This is a genomic window from Limnospira sp. PMC 1279.21 (genome assembly GCF_032349615.1).
GTDB classification, from domain to species: domain Bacteria; phylum Cyanobacteriota; class Cyanobacteriia; order Cyanobacteriales; family Microcoleaceae; genus Limnospira; species Limnospira fusiformis.
In genome coordinates this window covers 1-415 of record NZ_JARPLU010000555.1, presented here as the reverse complement: position 1 = coordinate 415, position 415 = coordinate 1, and the positions used below count along the sequence as shown (strand labels likewise).

Sequence of the window (415 nt, the reverse complement as noted above, 5' to 3'; positions counted from 1 at the left end):
ATTAGAAAGATTCCAAAAGCACCGTTCCAGTCCCGTGGTAGAGTGAACCCACACTCAGGACATCGGAACACTTTTGAGCCACCTAGCTGGGAATGCACATGACCACAGTGAGTACAGGTTTTGCTGGTGTATTCTTCCGTCACATCTACAACTGTGGTTCCAGTTATCTCGGCTTGATGTCTCAGGGTTAGTTTGAATCGATAATGCGCCCATGTCAGCATGGCGCGGGCAGTCTTAGACCTGATTAGACGCTTCACCTTGGCAACCATATCGGAAGTCTCGAAGGTCGGCAGAAAAATTATGCTGTAGTTGTGAGTCAAGTAGTGAGCAATTTGTTTGTGGGCTTCATCCACTAAATTCCGGATTTTGGTTCTCATTCGTTGAGCCGCTTGCCTCATCCGTCGCCTTCTTGAAC

The 415-nt window shown here is 48.0% G+C and carries 1 protein-coding gene; it reads right to left on the bottom strand.

The annotated features are described in order from the left end of the window. A partial coding sequence (locus P5683_RS25910; RefSeq protein ID WP_315660959.1) for a zinc ribbon domain-containing protein occupies positions 1-415 on the bottom strand: 415 nt, incomplete at both ends.